At 75.1% G+C, this 20859-nt stretch carries 23 protein-coding genes; 13 read left to right on the plus strand and 10 right to left on the minus strand.

The features are described from left to right. Positions 1 to 20: 20 nt before the first annotated feature. From AC2A1K_RS21385 to AC2A1K_RS21405, 5 genes are all read left to right on the plus strand, one after another. Positions 21 to 1382, plus strand: coding sequence for a PepSY-associated TM helix domain-containing protein (locus AC2A1K_RS21385; protein ID WP_483898344.1), 1362 nt, complete (start codon positions 21 to 23; stop codon positions 1380 to 1382). A 93-nt stretch (positions 1383 to 1475) separates the two neighbouring features. Next, positions 1476 to 2840, plus strand: coding sequence for a UDP-glucose dehydrogenase family protein (locus tag AC2A1K_RS21390; RefSeq protein ID WP_483898345.1), 1365 nt, complete (start codon positions 1476 to 1478; stop codon positions 2838 to 2840). A gap of 101 nt (positions 2841 to 2941) precedes the next feature. After that, a complete protein-coding gene (locus tag AC2A1K_RS21395) occupies positions 2942 to 3394 on the plus strand; it encodes an SRPBCC family protein (protein WP_483898346.1) in 453 nt (150 codons plus the stop codon). Between the two features lie 71 nt (positions 3395 to 3465). Then, a complete protein-coding gene (locus AC2A1K_RS21400) occupies positions 3466 to 4239 on the plus strand; it encodes a DUF1990 family protein (RefSeq protein WP_483898347.1) in 774 nt (257 codons plus the stop codon). 193 nt (positions 4240 to 4432) lie between these two features. Continuing rightward, positions 4433 to 4840: a hypothetical protein gene (locus AC2A1K_RS21405; RefSeq protein WP_483898348.1), complete on the plus strand. Its 408-nt coding sequence runs from the start codon at positions 4433 to 4435 to the stop codon at positions 4838 to 4840. A gap of 40 nt (positions 4841 to 4880) precedes the next feature. Here the strand turns inward: AC2A1K_RS21405 and AC2A1K_RS21410 are convergent, their stop codons facing one another. Continuing rightward, the gene (locus AC2A1K_RS21410; protein ID WP_483898349.1) at positions 4881 to 5921 is read right to left on the minus strand and encodes an endonuclease/exonuclease/phosphatase family protein; all 1041 of its coding nucleotides are present in this window, start codon (positions 5919 to 5921) and stop codon (positions 4881 to 4883) included. Positions 5922 to 5957: 36 nt separating this feature from the next. After that, entirely contained in the window at positions 5958 to 7388 is a 1431-nt protein-coding gene (locus AC2A1K_RS21415) for a heparin lyase I family protein (protein ID WP_483898350.1), read from the minus strand. 574 nt (positions 7389 to 7962) lie between these two features. On the opposite strand from AC2A1K_RS21415, the gene AC2A1K_RS21420 reads away from it, so the two are divergent. After that, positions 7963 to 8916 carry a hypothetical protein gene (locus tag AC2A1K_RS21420; RefSeq protein ID WP_483898351.1) on the plus strand — a complete coding sequence of 318 codons (954 nt, stop codon included), beginning with the start codon at positions 7963 to 7965 and terminating at the stop codon, positions 8914 to 8916. A gap of 205 nt (positions 8917 to 9121) precedes the next feature. Here AC2A1K_RS21420 and AC2A1K_RS21425 read toward each other — a convergent pair whose 3' ends face one another. From AC2A1K_RS21425 to AC2A1K_RS21435, 3 genes are all read right to left on the minus strand, one after another. Further along, entirely contained in the window at positions 9122 to 9622 is a 501-nt protein-coding gene (locus AC2A1K_RS21425) for a hypothetical protein (RefSeq protein ID WP_483898352.1), read from the minus strand. A 237-nt stretch (positions 9623 to 9859) separates the two neighbouring features. Continuing rightward, on the minus strand, positions 9860 to 10666 hold the full coding sequence (locus AC2A1K_RS21430) for a phospholipase effector Tle1 domain-containing protein (RefSeq protein ID WP_483898353.1): 807 nt from the start codon (positions 10664 to 10666) through the stop codon (positions 9860 to 9862). Further along, positions 10567 to 10983 carry a phospholipase effector Tle1 domain-containing protein gene (locus AC2A1K_RS21435; protein ID WP_483898354.1) on the minus strand — a complete coding sequence of 139 codons (417 nt, stop codon included), beginning with the start codon at positions 10981 to 10983 and terminating at the stop codon, positions 10567 to 10569. Before AC2A1K_RS21435 ends, AC2A1K_RS21430 begins: the two co-directional genes overlap by 100 nt. A gap of 115 nt (positions 10984 to 11098) precedes the next feature. Between AC2A1K_RS21435 and AC2A1K_RS21440 the strand changes: the two genes are divergently transcribed. Next, positions 11099 to 13126, plus strand: coding sequence for an acyltransferase family protein (locus tag AC2A1K_RS21440; protein WP_483898355.1), 2028 nt, complete (start codon positions 11099 to 11101; stop codon positions 13124 to 13126). Position 13127: 1 nt separating this feature from the next. Here AC2A1K_RS21440 and AC2A1K_RS21445 read toward each other — a convergent pair whose 3' ends face one another. After that, entirely contained in the window at positions 13128 to 13298 is a 171-nt protein-coding gene (locus tag AC2A1K_RS21445; protein ID WP_483898356.1) for a hypothetical protein, read from the minus strand. 206 nt (positions 13299 to 13504) lie between these two features. Here AC2A1K_RS21445 and AC2A1K_RS21450 point away from each other — a divergent pair, with 206 nt between their 5' ends. Next, positions 13505 to 13669 (plus strand): hypothetical protein, encoded by a 165-nt coding sequence (locus AC2A1K_RS21450; protein ID WP_483898357.1) that lies wholly within the window; start codon positions 13505 to 13507, stop codon positions 13667 to 13669. A 53-nt stretch (positions 13670 to 13722) separates the two neighbouring features. Here AC2A1K_RS21450 and AC2A1K_RS21455 read toward each other — a convergent pair whose 3' ends face one another. Next, positions 13723 to 14394, minus strand: a complete 672-nt coding sequence (locus tag AC2A1K_RS21455) for a hypothetical protein (RefSeq protein ID WP_483898358.1) — start codon at positions 14392 to 14394, stop codon at positions 13723 to 13725. A gap of 193 nt (positions 14395 to 14587) precedes the next feature. Between AC2A1K_RS21455 and AC2A1K_RS21460 the strand changes: the two genes are divergently transcribed. Then, entirely contained in the window at positions 14588 to 14941 is a 354-nt protein-coding gene (locus AC2A1K_RS21460) for a VOC family protein (RefSeq protein ID WP_483898359.1), read from the plus strand. On the opposite strand, the gene AC2A1K_RS21465 is transcribed toward AC2A1K_RS21460, so the two are convergent. Next, positions 14942 to 15454, minus strand: a complete 513-nt coding sequence (locus AC2A1K_RS21465; RefSeq protein ID WP_483898360.1) for a mycothiol transferase — start codon at positions 15452 to 15454, stop codon at positions 14942 to 14944. A 238-nt stretch (positions 15455 to 15692) separates the two neighbouring features. Here AC2A1K_RS21465 and AC2A1K_RS21470 point away from each other — a divergent pair, with 238 nt between their 5' ends. Then, the gene (locus tag AC2A1K_RS21470; RefSeq protein ID WP_483898361.1) at positions 15693 to 15917 is read left to right on the plus strand and encodes a hypothetical protein; all 225 of its coding nucleotides are present in this window, start codon (positions 15693 to 15695) and stop codon (positions 15915 to 15917) included. A gap of 4 nt (positions 15918 to 15921) precedes the next feature. On the opposite strand, the gene AC2A1K_RS21475 is transcribed toward AC2A1K_RS21470, so the two are convergent. Beyond that, on the minus strand, positions 15922 to 16329 hold the full coding sequence (locus AC2A1K_RS21475; RefSeq protein ID WP_483898362.1) for a hypothetical protein: 408 nt from the start codon (positions 16327 to 16329) through the stop codon (positions 15922 to 15924). A gap of 181 nt (positions 16330 to 16510) precedes the next feature. On the opposite strand from AC2A1K_RS21475, the gene AC2A1K_RS21480 reads away from it, so the two are divergent. The 3 genes from AC2A1K_RS21480 (at position 16511) to AC2A1K_RS21490 (ending at position 18419) form a co-directional block, all read left to right on the plus strand. Then, positions 16511 to 17209 (plus strand): hypothetical protein, encoded by a 699-nt coding sequence (locus AC2A1K_RS21480; RefSeq protein ID WP_483898363.1) that lies wholly within the window; start codon positions 16511 to 16513, stop codon positions 17207 to 17209. A gap of 254 nt (positions 17210 to 17463) precedes the next feature. Then, positions 17464 to 18111, plus strand: a complete 648-nt coding sequence (locus AC2A1K_RS21485; protein ID WP_483898364.1) for a Clp protease N-terminal domain-containing protein — start codon at positions 17464 to 17466, stop codon at positions 18109 to 18111. A gap of 35 nt (positions 18112 to 18146) precedes the next feature. Next, positions 18147 to 18419, plus strand: coding sequence for a hypothetical protein (locus AC2A1K_RS21490; RefSeq protein ID WP_483898365.1), 273 nt, complete (start codon positions 18147 to 18149; stop codon positions 18417 to 18419). Positions 18420 to 18524: 105 nt separating this feature from the next. Here the strand turns inward: AC2A1K_RS21490 and AC2A1K_RS21495 are convergent, their stop codons facing one another. Next, positions 18525 to 20837, minus strand: a complete 2313-nt coding sequence (locus AC2A1K_RS21495) for a CDP-alcohol phosphatidyltransferase family protein (RefSeq protein ID WP_483898366.1) — start codon at positions 20835 to 20837, stop codon at positions 18525 to 18527. Positions 20838 to 20859 lie beyond the last annotated feature (22 nt).

A 20859-nucleotide genomic window follows, 5' to 3' on the forward strand; every position in this document is an offset into this window, starting at 1 on the left:
CCGCTCCCCGAGAGGTTGTCGTGACCGTCGACCGGGCCCCCGCACGCCCGAGTGCGCCCGCGGACCGCGGAACGTGGGCGCTGCTGCGGCCCCTCGTGCTGCGCATCCACTTCTGGGCGGGCGTGCTCGTCGGGCCGTTCCTGCTGGTCGCGGCCCTGACCGGGCTCGTCTACACGCTGATGCCGTCGCTGGAGACCATCGTCTACCGCGACGAGCTGACGGTCCCGGCGTCGAGCGCCCAGGTGCCGCTCTCCGACCAGGTCCGCGCCGGCCTCGACGCGATGCCGGGCGCCGAGCTCTCGTCCGTGCGGCCCGGGGCGACACCGACCGACAGCACCCAGGTCATCGCGACCGACCCCTCGCTGCCCGAGTCCTTCTCCCGGACCGCGTTCGTCGACCCCCACACCGGCGGCGTGCACGGCGTCCTCGAGACCTACGGGTCCGGGCAGGCGATGCCGATGCGCGCGTGGGTCGACCAGCTGCACCGCAACCTGCACCTCGGCGACGCCGGCCGGCTCTACACCGAGGTCGCGGCCTCGTGGCTGTGGGTGCTCGTGCTGGCCGGGCTCGCGCTGTGGGTCGGACTGATGCGCAGGCGACGCCGTGATCGTCTCCCGGAGCGCGCCACCGCCCCGCTCGTGCCGCGGGTCTCCGGCGGGCGCCGGGCCCGACTGCTGTCGTGGCACGCGGTCGTCGGGTCGTGGGCGGCGGCCGGGCTGCTGTTCCTGTCCGCGACCGGGCTGACGTGGTCGACCTACGCGGGCGAGAACATCAACGCCTTGCGTTCCCAGCTCTCGTGGGAGACCCCGGAACCGGCGACGACCCTGCCCGCCTCGACGGGCTCGCCGGCCGACCTCGACGCCGCCGCTCGCGCCGCCGCGGACTTCGGACTCGCGGGCCCCGTGGAGATCAGTCCCGGCGGCGACGGCGCGGCCACGACCGTCACGCAGATCGACCGTCTCTGGCCCCAGCACCTCGACGCGATCGCCGTCGACCCGGGCAGCGGGCAGGTCACCGACGTCGTGCGGTTCGCCGACTGGCCGCTTGCGGCCAAGCTCGCCCGCTGGGGCATCGACGCGCACATGGGGATGCTCTTCGGCGTCGCCAACCAGGTCGTCCTCGCCGCCCTCGCGGCCGGGCTCGCCGGCGTGGTCGTCTGGGGCTACGTGCTGTGGTGGCGGCGCGGACCGGGCCGTCGTCCCGGGCACGTGCCGGCCGAGGGGGTGCTGCGCTCTCTGCCGCGCCCGCTGCTGGCCGGCGTCGGCGTGATGACGATCGCGGTCGGGGTCGCCCTGCCGTTGCTGGGCGCGTCTCTGCTCGTGTTCCTGCTGCTCGAGTCGCTGCTCGACCGGCGGCGGACGGGTGCCTCCGGGAACGCGTAGCAGACCGGTACGACGGGCGCGGAGCGTGATCTGGCAGCGTGGTCGCCGAGATCGATCGAGACCGCCGGTCTCGGGGAGCCGAGGGGGAACGCCGTGTTCACACGCCGGGTGGCCGTGGTGGGAACGGGCTATGTGGGGTTGACGACGGGGGCGTGTCTGGCGTCGCTGGGTCATCAGGTGGTGTGTGCGGACATCGACACCGCGAAGGTGGAGCGTCTGCGTGGCGGTGTGGTGGACATCGTGGAGCCGGGCCTGTCGGAGCTGGTGACCGAGCAGGTGTCGGCGGGGCGGTTGTCGTTCGTGGTGGGGGCCGCGTCGGCGGTGTCCGGGAGCTTCCCGGGGTCGTCGAGTGGGGGTGGACTGGACGCGGAGATCGTGTTCCTGTGTCTGCCGACCCCGATGGGCGTGGGTGGGGTGGCCGACCTGCGGGCGGTGGAGGCCGTGGTCGAGGAGACCCGGGAGCTGCTGGCGGCGGGCACGGTGGTGGTGAACAAGTCGACGGTGCCGGTGGGGACGGCGGCGCGGACCGCGGAGCTGCTGGACCGGGCGGACGTGTCGGTGGTGTCGAACCCGGAGTTCCTGCGTGAGGGCTCGGCGGTGCAGGATTTCCTGAACCCGGACCGGATCGTGGTGGGGTGTGACGCGGCGGAGGCTGCGGAGCGGGTGGCGGCGCTGTACGCGCGGCTGGGGGCGCCGACGGTGCTCACGGACGCGGCGTCGGCGGAGCTGATGAAGTACGCGGCGAACTGCTTCCTGGCGATGAAGTTGTCGTACGTGAACGCGATGGCCGAGTTGTGTGAGCGGGTCGGCGCGGACATCTCCGACGTGACCGAGGGGATCGGGTACGACCGGCGGATCGGGCAGGCGTTCCTGTCGCCGGGTCCGGGGTGGGGCGGGTCGTGCCTGCCGAAGGACACTCACGCGTTGCTGCAGGTGGCGGACGCGGCGGATTTCGAGTTCCGGTTGCTGCGGGCCACGATCGACACGAACACCCGGCAGCGGCAGCGGATCGTGGACAAGGTGCGGGCTGCGGTGACCGGGCGGCGCACGGGGTCGCTGACCCGGGTGCGGCTGGGGCTGTTGGGGCTGACGTTCAAGGCCGGCACCGACGATCTGCGGGACTCGCCGGCGCTGGCGATCGCGGCGTTGTTGCGGCAGGCGGGGGCGGATCTGGTGGGCTACGACCCCGCGCTGGTCGCCGATTCGGGGAACCCGGACCGTACGTGGCCCGACGAGGTCGACGGGGTGGCGCTGGTCGACGACCCGATGGAGGCCGCGCAGGGGGCCGAGGCGGTGGTGGTGCTCACCGAGTGGCCGGTGTTCCGGACGCTGGACTGGGCGGCGATGGCCGGGGCGATGAAGCAGCCGGTGGTGGTCGACACCCGCAACCTGCTCGACCCGGCCACCCTGCGTCGCGCCGGCCTGACCGGCATCGGCCTCGGCCGCCGCGAGACCTGACCCTCCCGGGTCTGTGCTCCCGATCGGCGCACGCTTACCGTAGGGACGTACGTCGGGGCGGCCGTGGGATGCGGTGCGTCGGTCTCATCGGAGAGGCGAGCATGCGCTGCGAGATCGCGGTCGACATCGACTCCTGCCCCGACCACGTCTGGGCCGTCATCACCGACCTCACCCGCTGGCCGCGATGGACCACCGCGGTGCGCGAGGCCGCGCTGCTCGGCGGCGGCACCCTCGCCCTGCACGGCGCCGTGCGCCTGCACGTGCCCCGGATGCCGGAGCGGACGTGGCGCGTCGCGGAGTTCCAGGCGCGCCGGCACCGCTTCGCACTGCGGAGCGAGGGGGTCGGCGGGCGCGCGAACGTCCGGTTCGCGCTGGCTCCCGCGGGATCCCTGACGCGCCTCGTCGTGACCCACGACCGCGCCGGTCGGCTCGGCTCGCCGGTGGCCCGTCTGACGGCGCGGACGGTGGAGGCGAACCTCCAGCTCCTCGCCGGCGACCTCAAGGAGCACTGCGAGTCCCGCCGCCGCAGCGGGGTCGTCGCGCCCACGGGCTGAGCCGGGGCGCCCGGGGCGACCGTCACGCCGGTCACGGGGTGACCGCGCGCTGACGGGGTATGCCCAGCACCGTGGCTGTCGATCGTTCCCTCGGCTCGTCCGGCTGGATTCCGGGGCCGAGCCAGGTGGTCCGCGAGGCGCTCATGCTCACGCGGCTGCCGCGCGGGGTCGCCGGGGTTCTCTGGCGCTGCCTGCGGCCCGACGCCCCGGTGCACACCGTCGAGGAGGCCGGCGACCACCGGGACCTGCCGCCGCCCCTGCCCGATGTCACCCTGCGCGACCAGCCGCTCGAGCAGGGGTTCGGGCCCGCGCTCCACCGGGAGTTCCGCGTGCAGGTCGTCGGGGCGCGGCGCAGCGCCGCCGAGCTGGTCGGCGTCCTCGCCCGCGACCTGAACCTCGCGGTCGTGCCCGGCGTGGCGCGGTTCGACTACGTCGCGGCGAGCGAGGCGCTGCGCGTCGGCGACGAGCTCGTGGTGCGCGTGCCCGGGCCGTGGGACGGGCCGGTGCGGGTGCTGCGGCGCTCGGCGAGGTCGTTCCGGCTGGGCACGCTCGTCGGGCACCTCGAGGCCGGGCAGATCGAGTTCGCCGCCCGCGACCTGCCCGGCGGGGACCTGGAGTTCGGGATCACGACCTGGGCGCGGGCGGGCGACCGGATCGCGGACCTGCTCTACAGCCGCCTCGGGCTGGCCAAGCAGGTCCAGTACCTGCTCTGGGTCGAGTTCTGCGTGCGGGCGGCGTCGCTGGCGGGCGGACGCCTGGCGGACGGGGTCACGGTCCGCACGCGCACGGTCGCGTGGCCGGAGGGTGCACACAGTCCGGAGGAGAATTCTTCCGAGGCCGTGTAACGCCCGGCGGGTCCAGGACGACATCCCGGGTGCCCCGCGCGCCACCGGACCCCCGACCCGGTGGCCGCGGGGCTTTCTCGTGCCCGCTTCGAGGTCGCCCGACGCTCACCGGTCGTGTGACTCAAGGTGTTGTAGTGACACGCGGGGTGAATGTGGCGGCTCTGCGTCCCTCGACGGACGTACCCTCTGCCGCGTGGACGGCGATGCGCGCGTGACGACGATGATCGTCGGTCTGCTCATCGCGTTCTGCGCCGTGCTCCTCGCGAAGTGGCTCGCGGTCGTCGCCATCGCCGCGCTCGTGCTCCTGGCGCTCCTGCGCTTCGCGCTGCGGCGGACCGTGCGGGTGGTGCGCGCCCGGCGGACGGCGCGAGCGGCGTCCGCCGTCGCGGCGTCGCCGGCGCTGGGCCCGGAGTCGGGCCCGTCGATCCGTGCGGTCACCGGGCGCGTGACCGGGTCGGGACCCGGCGCGACGCCGTCGGGTCGCTCGGCATCCGCCGGGCGCGCGTGTTCCTGGTGCGGCCGCGCGGGCGGTCACCACGACCTCCACGGCCGTCCCGTCCGTCCTCGCCATGCCCACGCGGGGGCCCTGACCCGTCTGTGAGCGACCCCGTGTCCCGGGGACACGGGTCCTCGTGCCCTCGTCAGAGCTGCAGGCGGGCGAGCAGGGCGCGGTGGTCGGAGCCCGGGAGGTCGACGACCTGGACGTCACGCGCCCGGGGGCCGCCGCCGGTGGTGAGCACGTGGTCGATCTGGGCGCCGAGGGCGCGGGGGACACCCGCGAACCAGGTGCCCGTCAGCGATTCGCCGCGTTCGGTGGCGGCGTCCTCGCACCCCCGCGTGCCCGCGCGGAAGGCGGAGTGGTCGGGGGTGGCGTTGAGGTCGCCGACCACGAGCGCCGGGCCCGCCGAGCACCAGCGCTGCATCTGCGCGAGCTCGCCCGGCCAGTAGGACACCCAGCCGGGGACGATCGAGACGACGTGGACCGCGCCCAGCCGGACGGGCCCGAGGATGCCGCCGGTGACCTCGGCCCACGGGTAGCGCGTGTCGGTCGGCGTCCCCGGCGCGTCGGAGATCGTGCGCGCGGTGACGGCGCCCGCGCGCGGTGACGACAGGATCGTGATCCCGCGGACGTCGGCGGCCCGCGCGGGCACGTTCGTCCACGAGCGGTACTCGGGCAGCAGCGCGGCGATGCGACCCCGGAAGCGCTCACCGGCCTCGGGCAGCACGACGAGGTCCGGGCGCTCGCGCCGGACCACCTCGGCGAGCGCGCCGACGTCGGCCCTGCCCTCGAACGCGTTGAACTCGAGCACGGTCAGCGCCGTGCCACCGGGCGGCGGCTCCGCGGCGGGGATCGCGCGCGGGACGACGAACCCCGCCGCCACCGCCACGACGACCGCGACCCCGGCGAGCCCCACGCTGCCCGCGACCCGGGCCGTCCGGCGCCGCACGACCCGGACCACGACGAGCACCACCACCAGCGCCGCCGTGGCCACCGTGAGCGCGGGCCGCAGCGCGGCGAACACCGCGAACGGGAGGTGGCGGTCGAGACCGACCAGGTCCGGCAGGAGCACCAGCGCCGCGAGCACCGTCGGCACGGCGACCACGGCGACCCGCCCCACGACCGACCGGCGCGGAGTCGGTGGGTGCGGGTCGCGCCGCAGGTCGGCGGCGCGCGAGGGCATCGGACCACACTAGGTGGCCCGGCGTGAGGTCCGGGATCAGTCCACGCGGCGCGGCCCGATGCCGCCGATCCCCTCCGGATCCCGCCCGATCTTGAGGTCGGTGACGATGATCGAGCCGTTCGCGCGGATCGCCTGCGCCCGGTACATGCCCATCTTCAGGTAGGCGTCGCGGGTGCTCATCGTGCCGTCGCGCGGCTGCCAGTTCGTGACGCCCGTGGGCCGTCCGTCCCGCCAGACGGTCACCGAGCCCTCGTCCGGGTTCTGCGCGAACCTCACGCGCATCGTCAGGTCGATCCGCTGCCCCGGCGAGACCGGGCCGATCGCCTGCATGTCGTCGCCCTCGCTGACCATGTACAGCTGGCCGCGCGTGACCTGCAGCGCCAGCGGTGGCGAGCCGTTGGGCGAGGTGTGGTGCCACTGCAGGATGACCTGCCAGTCGCCCGTGTCCGTGGGGAAGTCGTCCGACAGGTGCGCGGTGTAGCGGATGTACTGCTCGTCGCCGTCCGTGGGCTCGGTGCCCGGGCCCTTCGGCAGGACCTCGCTGCGCTTCCCGCCCGGCCCGAGCGAGAACTGCCAGGCCTGACGCCCCGGGTCGTCCGGGTTGGCGACGATCCGGGGCCGCGGCCCGTTCTCGACGAGCCCGTCGTTGGCGCTGTTGTCGAAGAGCCGGCTGAACGCGCCGGCGGCCGCGTCGAACAGTGCGCCGACCACGGGCTGCGGACCCTCCTCGGTGGGCGTCGTCGTGATCTCCGAGGGGGACACCGGCGCCACCGGCGCCACCGGGGACAGCGGGGCGGCACCCGGCGTGCTCGGCAGCACGGAGTCGAAGAGCCCCGCGGGCGCGGCGACCGACGGCTGCGGGTCGTTCGGCGCGGACGACGGGAGCGGCGAGCCCGGGGTCATCAGCGCGAACAGGGCCGCGATGCCCCCGCCACCGACGAGACCGATCGTGGCGCGCAGCGGCAGGCCCTGGCGGCGTTTCGGCGCGGCGTGGGACACCGGACCGCCGGACGCGGCCACGGTCGCGTCCGGCGGTCCCGCATCGACCGCCGCGGGCCGGCCGGTGGAGGTCGCGGTGACGGCGGGCGCCGCCGTCACCGCGGTGGCGTCAGCGTCGCCCGCCGTGCCGACCGGGGTGACGATCGGGGTGACGATCGGCTCCGTGGCGGGGTCGGCGTCGGGATCGGGGCGCTGCCGGGAACGCGGCTCGACGGCGCGGGTGACGGCGGCGTGGTGACGGTTGCGGGTCGTGACGTCCGTGGCCGTCGCCCCCGCCGTGGGCACCACGAACGGCGCAGTGCCCGGGGCTCGGCGGTGGCGCGCCGGCGTGCTCTCGCCGCCGCCGACCGCGGGGGGAGAGGCCGCCGGAACCCGCATGCCCCGCTGCGCGCGGCGGGCGCGGTGGTTGCGCGTGGGACGACGCCCGTCGTCGGACGAGGTGTCGGCGTGGCTCGCCACGTCGGTCATCGAGGGCGTCTCCCGGGTCGGTCCGGACGGGTGAAAGGGGGAGCCCCCGTCACGGGGCCGTGCAGTCGTGGCAGTCGTGCTCGTGTGTCTCAGTTTGTCACCCGACCGTGACTTTGCCCTGCTCCCGAGCGTGGCCCTGGGCCGAACGGCGTGGTCCTCGCGGCGGATGGCGCCGCCGTCCGGCCGTCACCTCACGACCACGTCACGTGGCCGACCGCTGCCCGACGGTGATCGCGCGCCGGCCGCGGTCGGTCCGGGCTCGCCCGGGCCGCGTCGCGGTCGGATCACGGGGCGGTGTCGGCCCGGCGTCGACGACCGGTCGGCCCGGCGGCCGGACGATCGACCGCGACCGGTCGTGAACTCCGCTCGGCGCTCGCCTCCGGCGGGTCGTCGACGTGGGGGCCGCCGCGACGCCGGAGCTGAAAGACCCATGTCCGGGCCACCGAGCCCGCTCGTCCGAACGGGTGAGCCGACCGGCCGGTCGTCGCGTCCCGACGGCGCGTGGGCGGCGACGCCCTCAGGGTCTCTCAGGTTCGCGGTTCGTGACCGGACGAATCCCTAGCGTTCGGAGGCGATGCGTACGACGACCACGCCGGAGCACCCCGTCACGGGGTCGGGCCCGGCCACCGCGAACCACCTCGGGGGTCGTGAGCTCGGAGGCAGGGTCGGAGGCGGGGTCGGAGGCAGGGACGGAGGCGGGATCGTCCGGATCGGCCTGCATCTGCTGCTGGCCGCGCTGCCGCTCCTCGCGATCTCCGCCCACGTCTTCGGGCTGATCACGATGAACGTCTCGGCGGGCATCCTCGTGATCCCCCTGGCGGCTGCGATCGTCGCACTGACGGTCCTCGCGCCGCACACCGGCGACCGTGTCGTCGCCGACGGGATGATCTGGGGCGTCGTCGGCTGCGCGATCTACGACGGCTTCCGGCTCACCACGGTCCACGTGTTCGGCTGGTGGGCCGACTTCATCCCCACCATGGGCACCTGGATCACCGGCAACCCCGACGACATGACCGCCGGGGCGGTCGTCGGCTACCTCTGGCGCTACGTCGGCGACGGCGGCGGCATCGGCATCACGTTCTTCGCCCTGGCCTGCGCGTTCGGCCTGCAGCGCTGGTCGCGCCGCGCGGTCGTCGGGGCGTCGATCGCGTTCTCGGTCTTCCCGGTCTGGGCCGGTCTGATCGGCACCGTCGCGATCGCCCCGCGCGGTCAGACGATGATGTTCCCGCTGACCTGGGTGACCGTCACGCTCTCGCTGATCGGCCACCTGATCTTCGGCTGGATCATGGGGCTCGGCTTCTACCGCTCCCGCTCCGTGCGCCGGGCGTGGCCGTGGAAGCCGGTGACCGGCAGTCTGCCGGCCCTGCCCCTGGGCACCGGGCGCCAGCCCGCGCTTCCCGCCCCGCGCCACCCGCAGACCCCGCCCGCGGGCCAGTCGATGGACCCGGACACCTGGGAGCTCTGGCGCCGCCAGCTCGAGGCGAACACCGCCGGTCGCCGGTCGGCCCGTCGCGAACGCGTGCGCTGACCCCTCGCTCGTCGCGCTCGTCGAAGAACTCCGCTCCCCAGCGCCGCACGACCCCGGCCCGAATCCCCCGACGGGCCGGGGTCGCCGCGGTTCACGGCCCGGAGGACCCCGGAAGTGCCGGGGAAGCACACGGCCCCGGTGGCGTTTCGGGGACGCCACCGGGGCCGTGCCGGTCCTGCTGCTCGCCGGTCGGCGAGCGTGATCACTACTGGATCGGGAGCTCTGTCGGAGCGCCGCTGCCCGAGCCCCCGGGGGAGCCCTCCGAGGACTCGCTCGACGGGCTCGAGGCGGCCTGCGCCTCGGCGCTCTCGTCCTCGTCCTCCTCGTCGTCCTCGTCCTCGTCGGAGGCGCCCAGGAGCCCGCTGGTGAGGGCGTTCGCCGGCTCGCAGACGAGGTCGTGCACCGGCTGCGTGGCCTGACCACCGACCTCGAAGGCCGGCGCCGTGGCGTCGCTCGTGACGCCGTTGACCGTCTCCTCGCCGAGGTGCGTCGCGTCGTCGACGACCGGAATCTGGCAGCTCTCCGACTCGTGGCTGCTCGAGCTCGCGTTCTCGTTGTCGTGGCCGCCCGAGGACGGTGCCTCTCCGGCGAAGGCCATGCTCGTGCCGCCGCCGAGCAGCGCCGCCGCCGCGGTGGCGGTGAACAGGCTGCGGCCGGCGACGGAGGTCATGGCGCCGCCGGAGCGGCGCGCGGAGTGCTGACCCATGGGTGGAGTACCTCGTCGCGTCAGGGTGGGAAGCGGTGACGACGCACGGGCAGAGTGACGCCGTACGTCTGGAGAACGTGACGCTGCGTTCTCTGAGGCGATCAACGAGAAGGTCACGACTCGATAACGGGGGGCGCGGGCGGCTCACCCGGTCGAGCGAGCAACCACGAGGGCCCGTGCGGCCCACCAGGCGATGTTCCACGCCCGTCTGCCCAGGGCAGCGCGCTACGGCGGATCTCAGATGACGCGGGCCACCTCGAGGGTCACCGCGCCGCTGTTCGAGCCGTAGCCGGTCCACGCCTCGTTCGCGAAGGCGTCCAGGTAGCCGCCGCGCGGCGCGGTGAGCTCGCGCCGCCCGGACGGCCCGATCGGCACGGACGTGCCCTCGCGCACGGTGCCGTCGAGCTCCACGACGTCGTCGGCGACCGCCGCGACCAGCTCGAGCCAGGCCGGCCCCGGGTACGCGGCGACTGCCGACGACGTCGCAGCGCGGGTTGCCCGTGACGCGCTCGACGACCCGGCGCACCCCGTCGAGCACGGTCCCCGCCGCGTACGACGGCTACGACAGCACCGGCCACGGCACGGCGCCGGTGCCCGGGGAGGCCGCCCCGTGGTCGCGCCAGTCGCCGGACACCGCCAGCGCGTAGCGACCCGGCACGAGGTAGAGCCCCGTCTCGACCCACGGCTCGTCGGCGGCGACCGGCACCGCCGCGGACTCGGGACGTAGGGCCCGCGGCGCTCGTCCAGCGCGATCGCCTGGTGGGCGTGGCGGACGTCCGGGGCGAGCTGGAGGTCGTGGAACTCGATCCTCGGCCGCCCGGCGAGCGCGGAGAGCAGCCCGAAGGTCCGGGGGACGCCGAGCGCGCCGACCGTGTCCCACACCCCGAGGAACGCGATCGGGGCGCGGTCGTCGGGGGCGGAGCCGGGGTGGAAGGTCAGCCCGGTCAGCTTCTGCTTCGCCCGGTAGCCCTCGGCGATGACGCGCTCGACGACGGCGTCGCGCGCGGCGTCGTCCTGGTCGGGGAGAAGGCGACGAGCCCGCACGCCGCGAGCATCCCCACCGTGCTGCGCGCGGTGAACGCGCCGCGGCTGTAGCCGACGAACACGAGCTCGTCGCCGGGTCGGAACGTCTCGGCGAGCCAGCGGTAGATCTCGCGGATCGGCTCCGGCAGCCCCGCGCCGAACGCCCCGTCGAGCACGCGGCGCACCGGGCCGCCGTCGGTGCCGAGCCCCTCGACGTAGCGCGGGAGCCGGTCGTCGGTGCGGGCGAGCCGGTCGTACAGGCGCCGTACGTTCGTCCTGTCGGTGGCGGTGTTCCAGGTGCCGTCGCAGCAGACGACGAGTCGCCGCGTCACGCTCACGTGATCAGTCTCGCGCGAGGATGGTCGGCAGCCCGACGTCGGGGTGAGCGGCGCCATGAGGAAAACTGGATCGACGGTGACGGCGCGATCACCGTGGGGAGGGCCGGGAGACGTGGTGAGCACCGGGACGTCGGTCGCCCCGTCCGGCCCCCGCACCCGCAGCGGGCGACGCCCCGAGATCGAGGGCCTGCGCGGCCTCGCCGCCCTCCTGGTCGTGGTCTACCACGTCTGGGTCGGGCGCGTGTCCGGCGGCGTGGACGTGTTCTTCCTGCTCTCGGGCTTCTTCGTGCTCGGGATGGTGGCCCGCCGGGCGATGCGCGGCGAGGGCGTCGACCTCGGCGCGACGTGGACGCGGCTGTTCTGGCGCCTCGTGCCGACCGCCGGCCTGGTGCTGCTCGCGAGCACCGTCGCCGCGGCGGTCCTGCTCCCGCCCTCGACGTGGGCGCGCAACCTGCGCGAGCTGTTCGCCTCCGGCCTCTTCGTCGAGAACTGGCGCCTCGCGACCGACGCCGTCGACTACTACGCGAACCACGGGACGGCGAGCGTCGCCCAGCACTTCTGGTCACTGTCGATCCAGGCGCAGTTCTACCTCGCCGCCCCGTTGCTCGTGATCCTCGTGGCGTGGTGGGCGCGTTCCCGCGGGGTCGACGTGCGCTCCGCGCTGCTGGCCGCGCTCTGCGCCGTCGCGGTCGTGTCGTTCGTGCACTCGGTGCACGCCACCGCCACCGACCAGGCCTTCGCGTACTTCGACACCCGCACGCGGCTCTGGGAGTTCGCGCTGGGCGGGGTGCTCGCGCTCGTCGGAGACCGGGTGCGGCTCGGGCAGCGGGCGCGCGCGGTGCTCGGCTGGGCCGGCGTCCTCGGGCTGGTGACGTGCGGCGCGGTGCTGGACGTGGGCGCCGCCTTCCCCGGCTACCTCGCGCTGTGGCCCGTGCTCTCCGCGGCCGCCGTGGTCGTCGCCGGGCGGGCGGGGGCCGGGGAGCGCCTCGCGACGCCGACCGCCCAGTACCTCGGGAGCATCAGCTACCCGCTCTACCTGTGGCACTGGCCGGTGCTGGTCGTGTCGCTGGTCCTCACGGGCGCGGCGACGCCCGGCCTGGTCGGCGGCGTGGTCGTCGTGGTCGTGTCGCTGGCCCTCGCGATCGCGACCCACCACCTCGTCGAGGAACCGCTGCGCCGGGTGTCCCTGCCGCGTCCCGCGGGCCTCGCCTCGCTGACCGTCGCGGCGACGCTGATCCCGGCGATGACCGGCCTCGGCATCTGGGCCGCGGTGATCGCCGCGGACCGGGGCACGCCGGTCGCCCTCGGCGACCAGAACCACCCCGGCGCCGCCGTCCTCGTCGCCGACCACGAGAGCACCGGCGGGGAGGGCGGGGGTGTCACCGCGCCCGTCCAGCCCTCGACGAGCCGGGTGCAGGACGACTGGGCGCAGTACCGGGACGCGTGCGCGCCCGTGCCCGACCACCCGATGCTCGAGCAGTGCGTGCCGATCGTCCCCGAGGGCGTGCCGCAGCGCCGGATCACCGTCGTCGGCGACTCGCACATGCAACAGCTCCTGCCGGCCCTCGAGCCGGTGGCGCGCGAGCGCGGGTGGCAGGTCAGCACGCTCATCCGCGCCCGCTGCCCGTTCTCGCTGGCGTCGGAGACCGACCCGAACGACGCCACGTGCGTCGACTGGAACGCGGCCGCGGTCGAGCACCTCGCCGCCGACCGGCCGGACGCCGTGATCGTCGGCGCGAGCCGGGACGTCCGGGCCGGACTGACCGAGTCGACACCGGACGGGTTCGTGGCCGGGTGGCGCGAGCTCGACGAGCTCGGCATCCCCGTCGTGGCCGTGCGCGACAACCCGCGCTACGACCACCGTCCGTCGGAGTGCTTCGAGACCTACGGGCGCGGGGCGGAGCAGTGCGCGATCCCGCGCGCCGAGCTGCTGGCCCCCGACCCGCCGTACGCGCTGCGCGAGGACGTGCCGTCGAACGTGTCGTTCCTCGACCTCAGCAACGAGATCTGCACGCCGGGGACCTGCCCGCCCGAGATCGGCAACGTGCTCGTCTACCTCGACGACAACCACCTGTCGGCGTCCTACAGCCGGACGATGTCCCCGGCCGTGGGGAACCAGCTGCCGTCGCTGCTGGGCTGGTAGGTCAGCCGGTCGGCTCCTCCCCGGCCTCGGCGGTCCCCTGCTCCTCGGGCTCCAGGTCGATGTCGAACGCGGGCTCGACGTCGTCGGGGTCGGCGTCGGGGGCCGTGTCGGGCGCCTTGTCCTGAGGCCTGTCCGGGGGCTGCTCGTCGGGGGAACGCGGGTCGCTGCTCATCACGGTCAGCGGTACCCGTGACGCGACGGTCCGACGCGGGCGGCCGTGTCACGGGAACGTTGCGGGGCCGGAGGTTGCGTCGCCGGGGCGGGTCGAGGCGGTGACGTAGCCGACGCATCGTGACCGCCAACCGTCGGTCTCACCACCCGTCTGAATCCATGAGTGCAGGGAGTGACCAGCGCTCGGGGGCAGAAGGAGTGAGTCGGATGTTCGTCATCGTTGCCGTGGTCGTCGTCGGTGTGATCTTCCTGTGCGGGGCGCTGCTGGGTGTCAGCGTCGCGCAGACCGGGGCCGCCGACCGTGCTCGCCGCAACCAGCGCGACCGGCACATCTCGGCCGTGCGCACCGCGTCGCTGCTCTCGCACTCGTGACCCGCACGTGAGCACTTTCCGGGCCGATAGGCCCGGAAAGTGCTCACAACGGGTCAGGTGGCGCAGGTGGTGGCGACCGTGCGGGCGACGCGGGTGGTGACGAGGTTCCAGTCCTCGGCGGCGACGGGGTCGGTCTGCAGCCAGTCCATGACGTCGTCGACGCCGGCGGCGTAGGCGCGCTGCTCGGGCGAGGAGTCGCCGTACGTGGCGGCGAGATCGCCCTCGCGGGCGGTGACGACACCCGCCCACTGCCCGCTCGGCGTGCGCCCGAGCGTCACGACCGTCTCGTCGATGGCGTCGGCGACCACCGTGGCGCACTGCCCGACGACGGCAGGCGCGCCCTGCGCGGGCGCCGGCGCGGTGGCGGCGGACGCGCTCACCGCGTTCACGAGGCCCGGGAGCTGCGCGCCCATCCCGACCAGCGCCATCGCGGCGCCCGCGACGGCGACGGCCAGCGGGGCGCGGGTGGCGGCGCGGCGACGCCGCGGGACCGACGGCACGGCCGGCATCGCCCGCGGCGGCGTCGGCACCCCGGTCACCGGGTCGCGGCGGTATGCGGTCGGCGGCGGGTAGCCGAGGCCGGCGGGCGGGGCGTCGACGGGAACGAAGCGGGCGGCCGGGGCGAGGGGCGGGACCGGGGCACGGACCGGGACCGGGACCGAGACCGAGACCGGGACCGCCGCGTGCGTGACCACGCCGTCCTCGCGGCGGTGGTGCTGCCCCATGTCGACCCCCGAACGGCCTAGTCGGCGAGCGCCCGGTTGGACGCTGTGTGAGCGATGTCGCCAGGGGTCGGACTTCCGTTAGCTCTCCGAGACCCGTGGAGGCGGGGTCCACCGGGTCGGGTGAACGGGGTAGGCCAGGAGAGTCACGCGATCCTGACGCCACCTGTCAGGAACGGCTCCTACCGTCCGCGCCATGTCCACCTCGCTCGCCATGATCAATCTCGACGGCCCTGACCCCCGGGCACAGGCCGCCTTCTACGGCGCCCTGCTCGGCTGGCAGACCGTCCACGCCGAGGACGAGTACGCGATGATCTCGGGAGAGGGCGCGCCGATCGGGTTCGGCCGGGTGTCGGGCTGGACGCCGCCGCCCTGGCCGGACCCCGAGGGCGTCAAGCGCTACCACCTCGATCTCGCCGTCGACGACCTCGACGCCGCCACTGTCCGGGCTCGTGAGCTGGGCGCGACGCTGCCCGCGCACCAGCCGGGGGAGGGCTGGCGCGTGCTCGTCGACCCGGTCGGTCACCCGTTCTGCCTGTGCCCGCGCTGATCAGCGCCTGCGGCGCACCAGCCCCGCGAGGTAGGCCGCCTGCCCGGCGTGCTGGATGTCGTCGTCGACCACGCTGACCAGGCGCACCCCGCGCGTCACCGGCGGGTCCCAGCTGTCGTCGATGACCTCGTCGAGATCCTCGCCGCGCAGGGTTCGCAGGTAGGCGACGGTCCGTCCGTGCACCGCGTCGAGGTACCCGGTGAGCAGCGCCGGGTCGTCGACGCGCACCGACGCGACCTGCTCCGAGGTGTGCCCGTAGCCGATCGAGGCGTCGTCGAGCGGCAGGTCGAAGCGGCGCGCCCACCCGTCGGCGGTCCACGCCTGCTCGGTGCCGGCGAGGTCGGCGACGTGGTCGTCCTGGACGCGGGTGAGGTGCCAGACCAGCCAGGCGATCGGGTTGGCCTCGGCGTCCGCGCGCCAGCTCAGCTCGTCGGCGGTGAGCCCGTCGACGGCGCGCCGCGCGTCGCTCTGTGCCCGGCCGAAGGCGTCGACGAGCACGTCGATGGCGTCCATGCGTGATCTCCTCAGCGTGCGGTGGCGAGGACGAGGTGGTTGTCCCGGTACGACAGCGTGCTCTCGTCGAACGGTGCGCCGCACGTCAGCAGGCGCAGCTGCGGCGTGGTCGCGGGCCCGTGGATCCGGTCGGACGGCGGCGTGCCCGTCGAGATTCCCGGTTCGGGGAAGTCGGGGGCCCGTCATGCTCTGCGCGAACACGGCCCCGGCGGGACTCGCGGAGGATCACGCTGGGGCCATGAGCTCCAGCCTGTACGTGGCCCTGCGCAGCGGCCACGAGCACACCGTCACCGGCCTCGACGACGATGCCGCCGCCGCGCTGCGCCAGCGCATCGTCGACCACCTCGAGGCCCGGGGGTCGCATCCCACGCTCGACCTCGGGGACGGCACCACCGTGCGCACCGACGCTGTGGTCCTGGCGCGCGTCCACGACGAGGGACCGCGCACCGGGTTCGTGGGGTGAACCCTCAGGAGTCGCCGTGGGGGTGGCGCGGGGCCGGGACGAGGGCGGCGCGCACCGCTCCGACCGTGAGTCCCCGGCGGCGGGCGAGGTAGGCGGCCACGCGCCGGTGGGCGGTGCTCGGGGCGGGGTGCGCGGCGACGAGGTCGTCGAGCACCCGGTCCCAGAGCGCGGCCAGGCCCGGGTCGTCCCAGTCGGTGCCTGCGAGGTCGACCAGTACCGGGCTGTCGAAGCCGTCGCCGACCCACTCGATGGCGAGCTCCACGACGTCCGCGGGGTCCCACGCCATGCCCAGCACCTGCGCGGCTCGCGCCTCGGCGGGTGTCATGCCTCGCAACGACGGCAGCCCGGCGAGTCCGGCGAGCCCGGCGCGCCGGCGGTGGTGCGCCGGCCTGATCGCGGTGATGCTCCCCATGTCAGCCCCCCATGAACGCTGAACGTGAGCCGTCCGCCCCTGACGCTCACTCGGTCAGGCTAGCGGACCGTCCGGAACGCCGAAACGGCGACACTCGGCGACGCTCCTGGGCGCGGCGTGCATGTGTGAACCTATGGTTGACAGAACAGGCATGCTGGTGAACGTGAACCTCAGGTTGTCAGTGAACGAAGCCGTCACCGAGGCGACCGCGCGAACGGTCGTCGACGATCCCGGCGCCAAGCTCGACGACCGCGCCGGCGAGCGCGTCGCGCGCCACCGGGCGCTCGCCGGGGTGGGGGCGGCGCTCGCCGTCGAGGCCGAGGCCCGGGAGGCGACGGCCCGGGCCGCCGCGGAGCGCGCCGAGGTCGCCGTGTGGCTGGGGGCGAGCCTCGCCGACCTCGGCGGCGTCACCGGCCGGTCGCGCCAGGCGGCCCGCAAGCGCTGGCCGCATCTCGGCGCGGTGCACCGGCGCCGGCACTGGCTCGGCCACCATGTCGACGACGTGCTCTGGGCGGCGCGCCTGGTGCTCGACGCCGATCTCGAGGGTGCCGACCCGGACGCCCGCGCGGCGCTCGCCGACGCGGTCGCCGCGACCGAGCGGGACTTCGCCGGCGAGCCCGCCGACCTCGACGCCGCGGTCGCGCGCTGGCGGGCGTTCGATGCGCTCGTGGACCGGCACCTGCGGGACCTGCTGGCCGGCGTCCCCGACGGACCGCCCGACCCGAGCGCCGGAGACGGAGCGCAGCGGAGCTCGACCGTCGATCCCGGAGACGGAGCGCAGCGGAGCTCGACCGTGGATCCCGGGTTCGCCGCGCACGGGGCACGCGGGGTGCTGGGCTACTACGACCACGCGGTGCACTCCTCCCACCCGGCCGAGTGATCCACGGAACGAAGCCGCGCCGTCCCGACCGGCGTGTCGACCCGGATTCCGCCGGACGGGCAGCAGCAGGCGTGGAGGTCGGCGGAGGGTGACCACGCGGCGGGCGCCGTCCCTCACACTCGTCACGCCCCCGGCGGGCGACACCCCGGCCGGGCCCACGGGTGCTGACCAGCGGTGTCCCGCCGGACCCGGACGCGCCCGGCGGCTCGCGGGGTGGTTCGTCCGAGCGTCGACGACCCGCTAGGGAAACGGTCATGGGGACGACGACGCCCATCCACGACACGCTGGCCGGAGTGCCGCTCGCGGTCCCGGTCCGACCCACACCCACCCCGCGCACAGCGCCCTCGGTCGCCGAGGACGCCGAGCGGGTCGTCGCGCTCGCCTGGCAGGAGGCCGACGAGCGCGGCCACGCGTACTTCGGCACCGGGCACCTGCTGCTCGGTCTCGTCCGTGCCGGCGACACCGAGGCCGACGTGCTGGCGGTCGCCGGCGTCACGCCGGAGCGCGCCGACGCCGCGATGGCGCTCGTCGTGCTGTCGTCGGTGTCCGAGCCCGTGGTGCGTGCCGCCGCGGGCGCCCGGCCGCTGCCCGGCGAGGCGGTGGCCGCGGTGCTGCGGGAGGCGTCGGCGGCGACGGCGGTCGCCGGGCCCGACGGTGAGGTCACGGCCGCCGGCCTGCTCGCGGCGCTGGGCACCCGCCCGTGGGGGCAGGCGGCGGAGATGCTCGCCGCCCTCGGCGTCGACGCCGCGGAGCTCGCCGCGGCCGTCGCGACCCTCGCCGAGGGCCCCGGCGCGACCTCCCGGCCCGCGCCGCGCGACCCCAGCGGCCTGCTCTCGTCGGCCTGGCGCGCGATCGACGAGGACGCGGGCAAGCCGGTGGAGGAGGAACTCACGGAGGCGTGACGCCGGGACGTCGCGGCGGACAGAATCCTCGCCCCATGGCGAAGCCGAGCTGGATCCGCGCCGAGGACGGCGACTGGTACCGCGTGTCCGAGGTGGTCGCGGTGAAGACCCTGCCGCACCCCGACGGCGGGTTCATGGTCACCGTCGAGACCCACCGCCACGACAACATCGACGTCACCGGCCGGCTCGACCACCGCGAGGACGCCTCGCGCAACCGTGACGCCGTCGCCTCCCTGCTCTCGAAGGCCGAGGAGGGCGCCGTGATCACCTTCACCGCGGGCGCGTTCTCCGCGGACGCGGTGGCCTAGCTAGCTCGGTCGTCCGGCGGCGAGGAGAAGCGCCTAGGGTCGATCCGGTGACGAGGAGACGGCCCGACCTCGCTCCTTCGTCGCGCTGTCCAGCCGTTCCCGCGCCTAGGGACGGGGACCGTAGGCGTCGAGGAACCGGTCGCGGAAGGCGTCCATCCGCCAGGTCGGGGTGGCCGGGTCCGGTGTGAGCCCGTCCGCCCAGCCCCAGCCGCTGATCGCGTCGAGCACCGCCGGGTCGCGGCTGACGATCGAGATCGGGGCGTTGCGGTTCGTCGTCGGGCCGGTGACGACGGGCGAGGGCTGGTGGTCACCGAGGATCACGAGCACGGGCGCGCGGGCCGGGTTCGCGGCGGTCTGGCGCTCGATCCACGCGTAGAGCGTCGAGAGCGAGTACTCGATGCTGCGACGGTAGTCCTCGCGCACCTGCGCTGAGGGCGTCGTGAAGATCGACTGGAACGAGTGCTGCGGCTCCTCGGGGTGGAACACGCCGCCGTCGCCGACGGCGTCCCAGGGCACCGTGCGCGGCAGCGGCGCCCAGGGCCCGTGGCTGGAGGTCAGGACGAGCTCGGCCATGGTCGGCGGCGACCCGGGGCCGCGCTCGAGGCGGTCGAACGCGCTGAGCAGGTACTGGTCGGGCATCGGCGACCAGCTATAGCGCGGGCCGCGATAGCCGAGGTCGTCGTGGGTGTAGGCGCGGTCGAGGCCGAAGAACCCCGCCTCCGGCCACGGGCCCGTGGTGCCGGGCTGGACGGCAACGGTGCGCCAGCCGGCCTCGTGGAACGCGCGGGACAGCGTGAGGCGGTCCGACGAGACGAGGTCGGTGTGCCGCTGCTCGCCGTCGATCCACAGCCCGGAGAGCAGGGTCGCGTGGGCGAGCCAGCTGCCGCCGCCCGCGACCGGGGAGGTCAGCAGGCCGGTGCGAGCGCCGTACCCGACGGCGCCGAGGCGGCGCTCGCCGTCGTCGACGACGGCGCGGATCGGCTCCGCGAGCCCCGGGTCGTCGAGCGCGGAGACGCCGTAGCTCTCGACGACCGCGACGACGACGTCGCGTCCGCGCAGGGCGGTGAGCAACCGGTCGTCCGGGACGTCCGCGAACGCGTCGACGCCCGCCTCGCGCGCGAACGCCTGCTGGTCGCGGACACCGGCGTCGATCTCGACGGCCCGGTCCAGGGCGCGGATCGAGGTGTCGCGCGACGCGACCGGTACGCCGGGCACGAGCTGCACCGACAGCGTCCACGCCACGAACCACGCCACGGCCAGGACCGCGGCGAGGCGCAGCGCGCCCGAGCGGTGGTCGGCGGCGATGCGCGCGAGCCGGGCCACCGCGCCGCCGGTGCCCACCAGCAGCGCGATCCCGAGCAGCGCGACGAGCACCGCGACGACCGTGCCGACGACCGGTCCGGAGGTCTCGGTGACGAAGTCGTAGGCGTTGCCGAGCAGCACCGCGTCGCGGGCCGGGTCGAACGGGCGCGCGATCGCGACCGAGAACCCGAGGTCGAACAGCGTCAGTACCAGCATGAGGCCCAGCACCACGCCGGCGACCCACGCGAGGACCCGCCGCGCCCAGGCCGGCAGCACGACGGCCACGACGAGCGCGACCAGCACCTCGAGCGGGACGCGTAGCGCCGAGCCGGGGACGAGGCGGGCGATGTCGCCGGGCAGGAGCAGCGCGAGCGCGACGAGCACCCCGGCGAGCGCCGTGAGCACCCCGACGAGGCCGCGCCGGATCCGCACCGGGTGGTCGTCGGCGGTGCGCCACAGGCGGACGACGTCGCGCCCGAACGACCAGAGCAGCGCCGCGAGCGCCGCGGCCACGAGCACGCCCGCGACGACGGCGGGCAGCAGCGTCGACGCCGCGACCACGAGGACGATGCCCTGCGCCGCGGCGACGACCTTGCCCGAGCGCAGCGGCGTCAGCTCGCCTCCCAGCCACGGCAGCACCACCGCCGCGGCGACGAACAGGTAACGCGCGAGGCCGATCAGCAGCACCCAGTTCCCGTGCTGGCCCGCCACGTGCCACGACAGGACGAGCAGCAGGAACGCGTCGAGCTCCATGTCGAAGCGCGCCCCGAACGCCGACGCCACGTTCCAGCGGCGCGCGACCTGCCCGTCCACCCCGTCGAGCACCAGTGCGACCGCCGCGAGGATGACCAGCGCGGGCGTCGAGACGGGGTCGGCGACCAGCGCGGTGACGCCGACGACGAGCACCGCGCGGACCAGCGTCACGCGCCCGGCCGGACCGAGCGCGTCGACCGGCGCGCCGGCGAGCAGCGCGACGAGCGCGGCCGCCGCGGCGGCGCCGACGACGATGCCGAAGGGGCCGAGGCCGACGCCCTGGGCGAGGGCGCCGAGGAGCCCCGCGCTCGCGAGCGCGCCGCCGGCGAGCTCGGCGGTCAGGATCTCCTTGGGGCGGACCACGCGTGCCAGCATGGACGCCCCG

The organism is Actinomycetospora sp. 2LY8.5 (assembly GCF_057180585.1).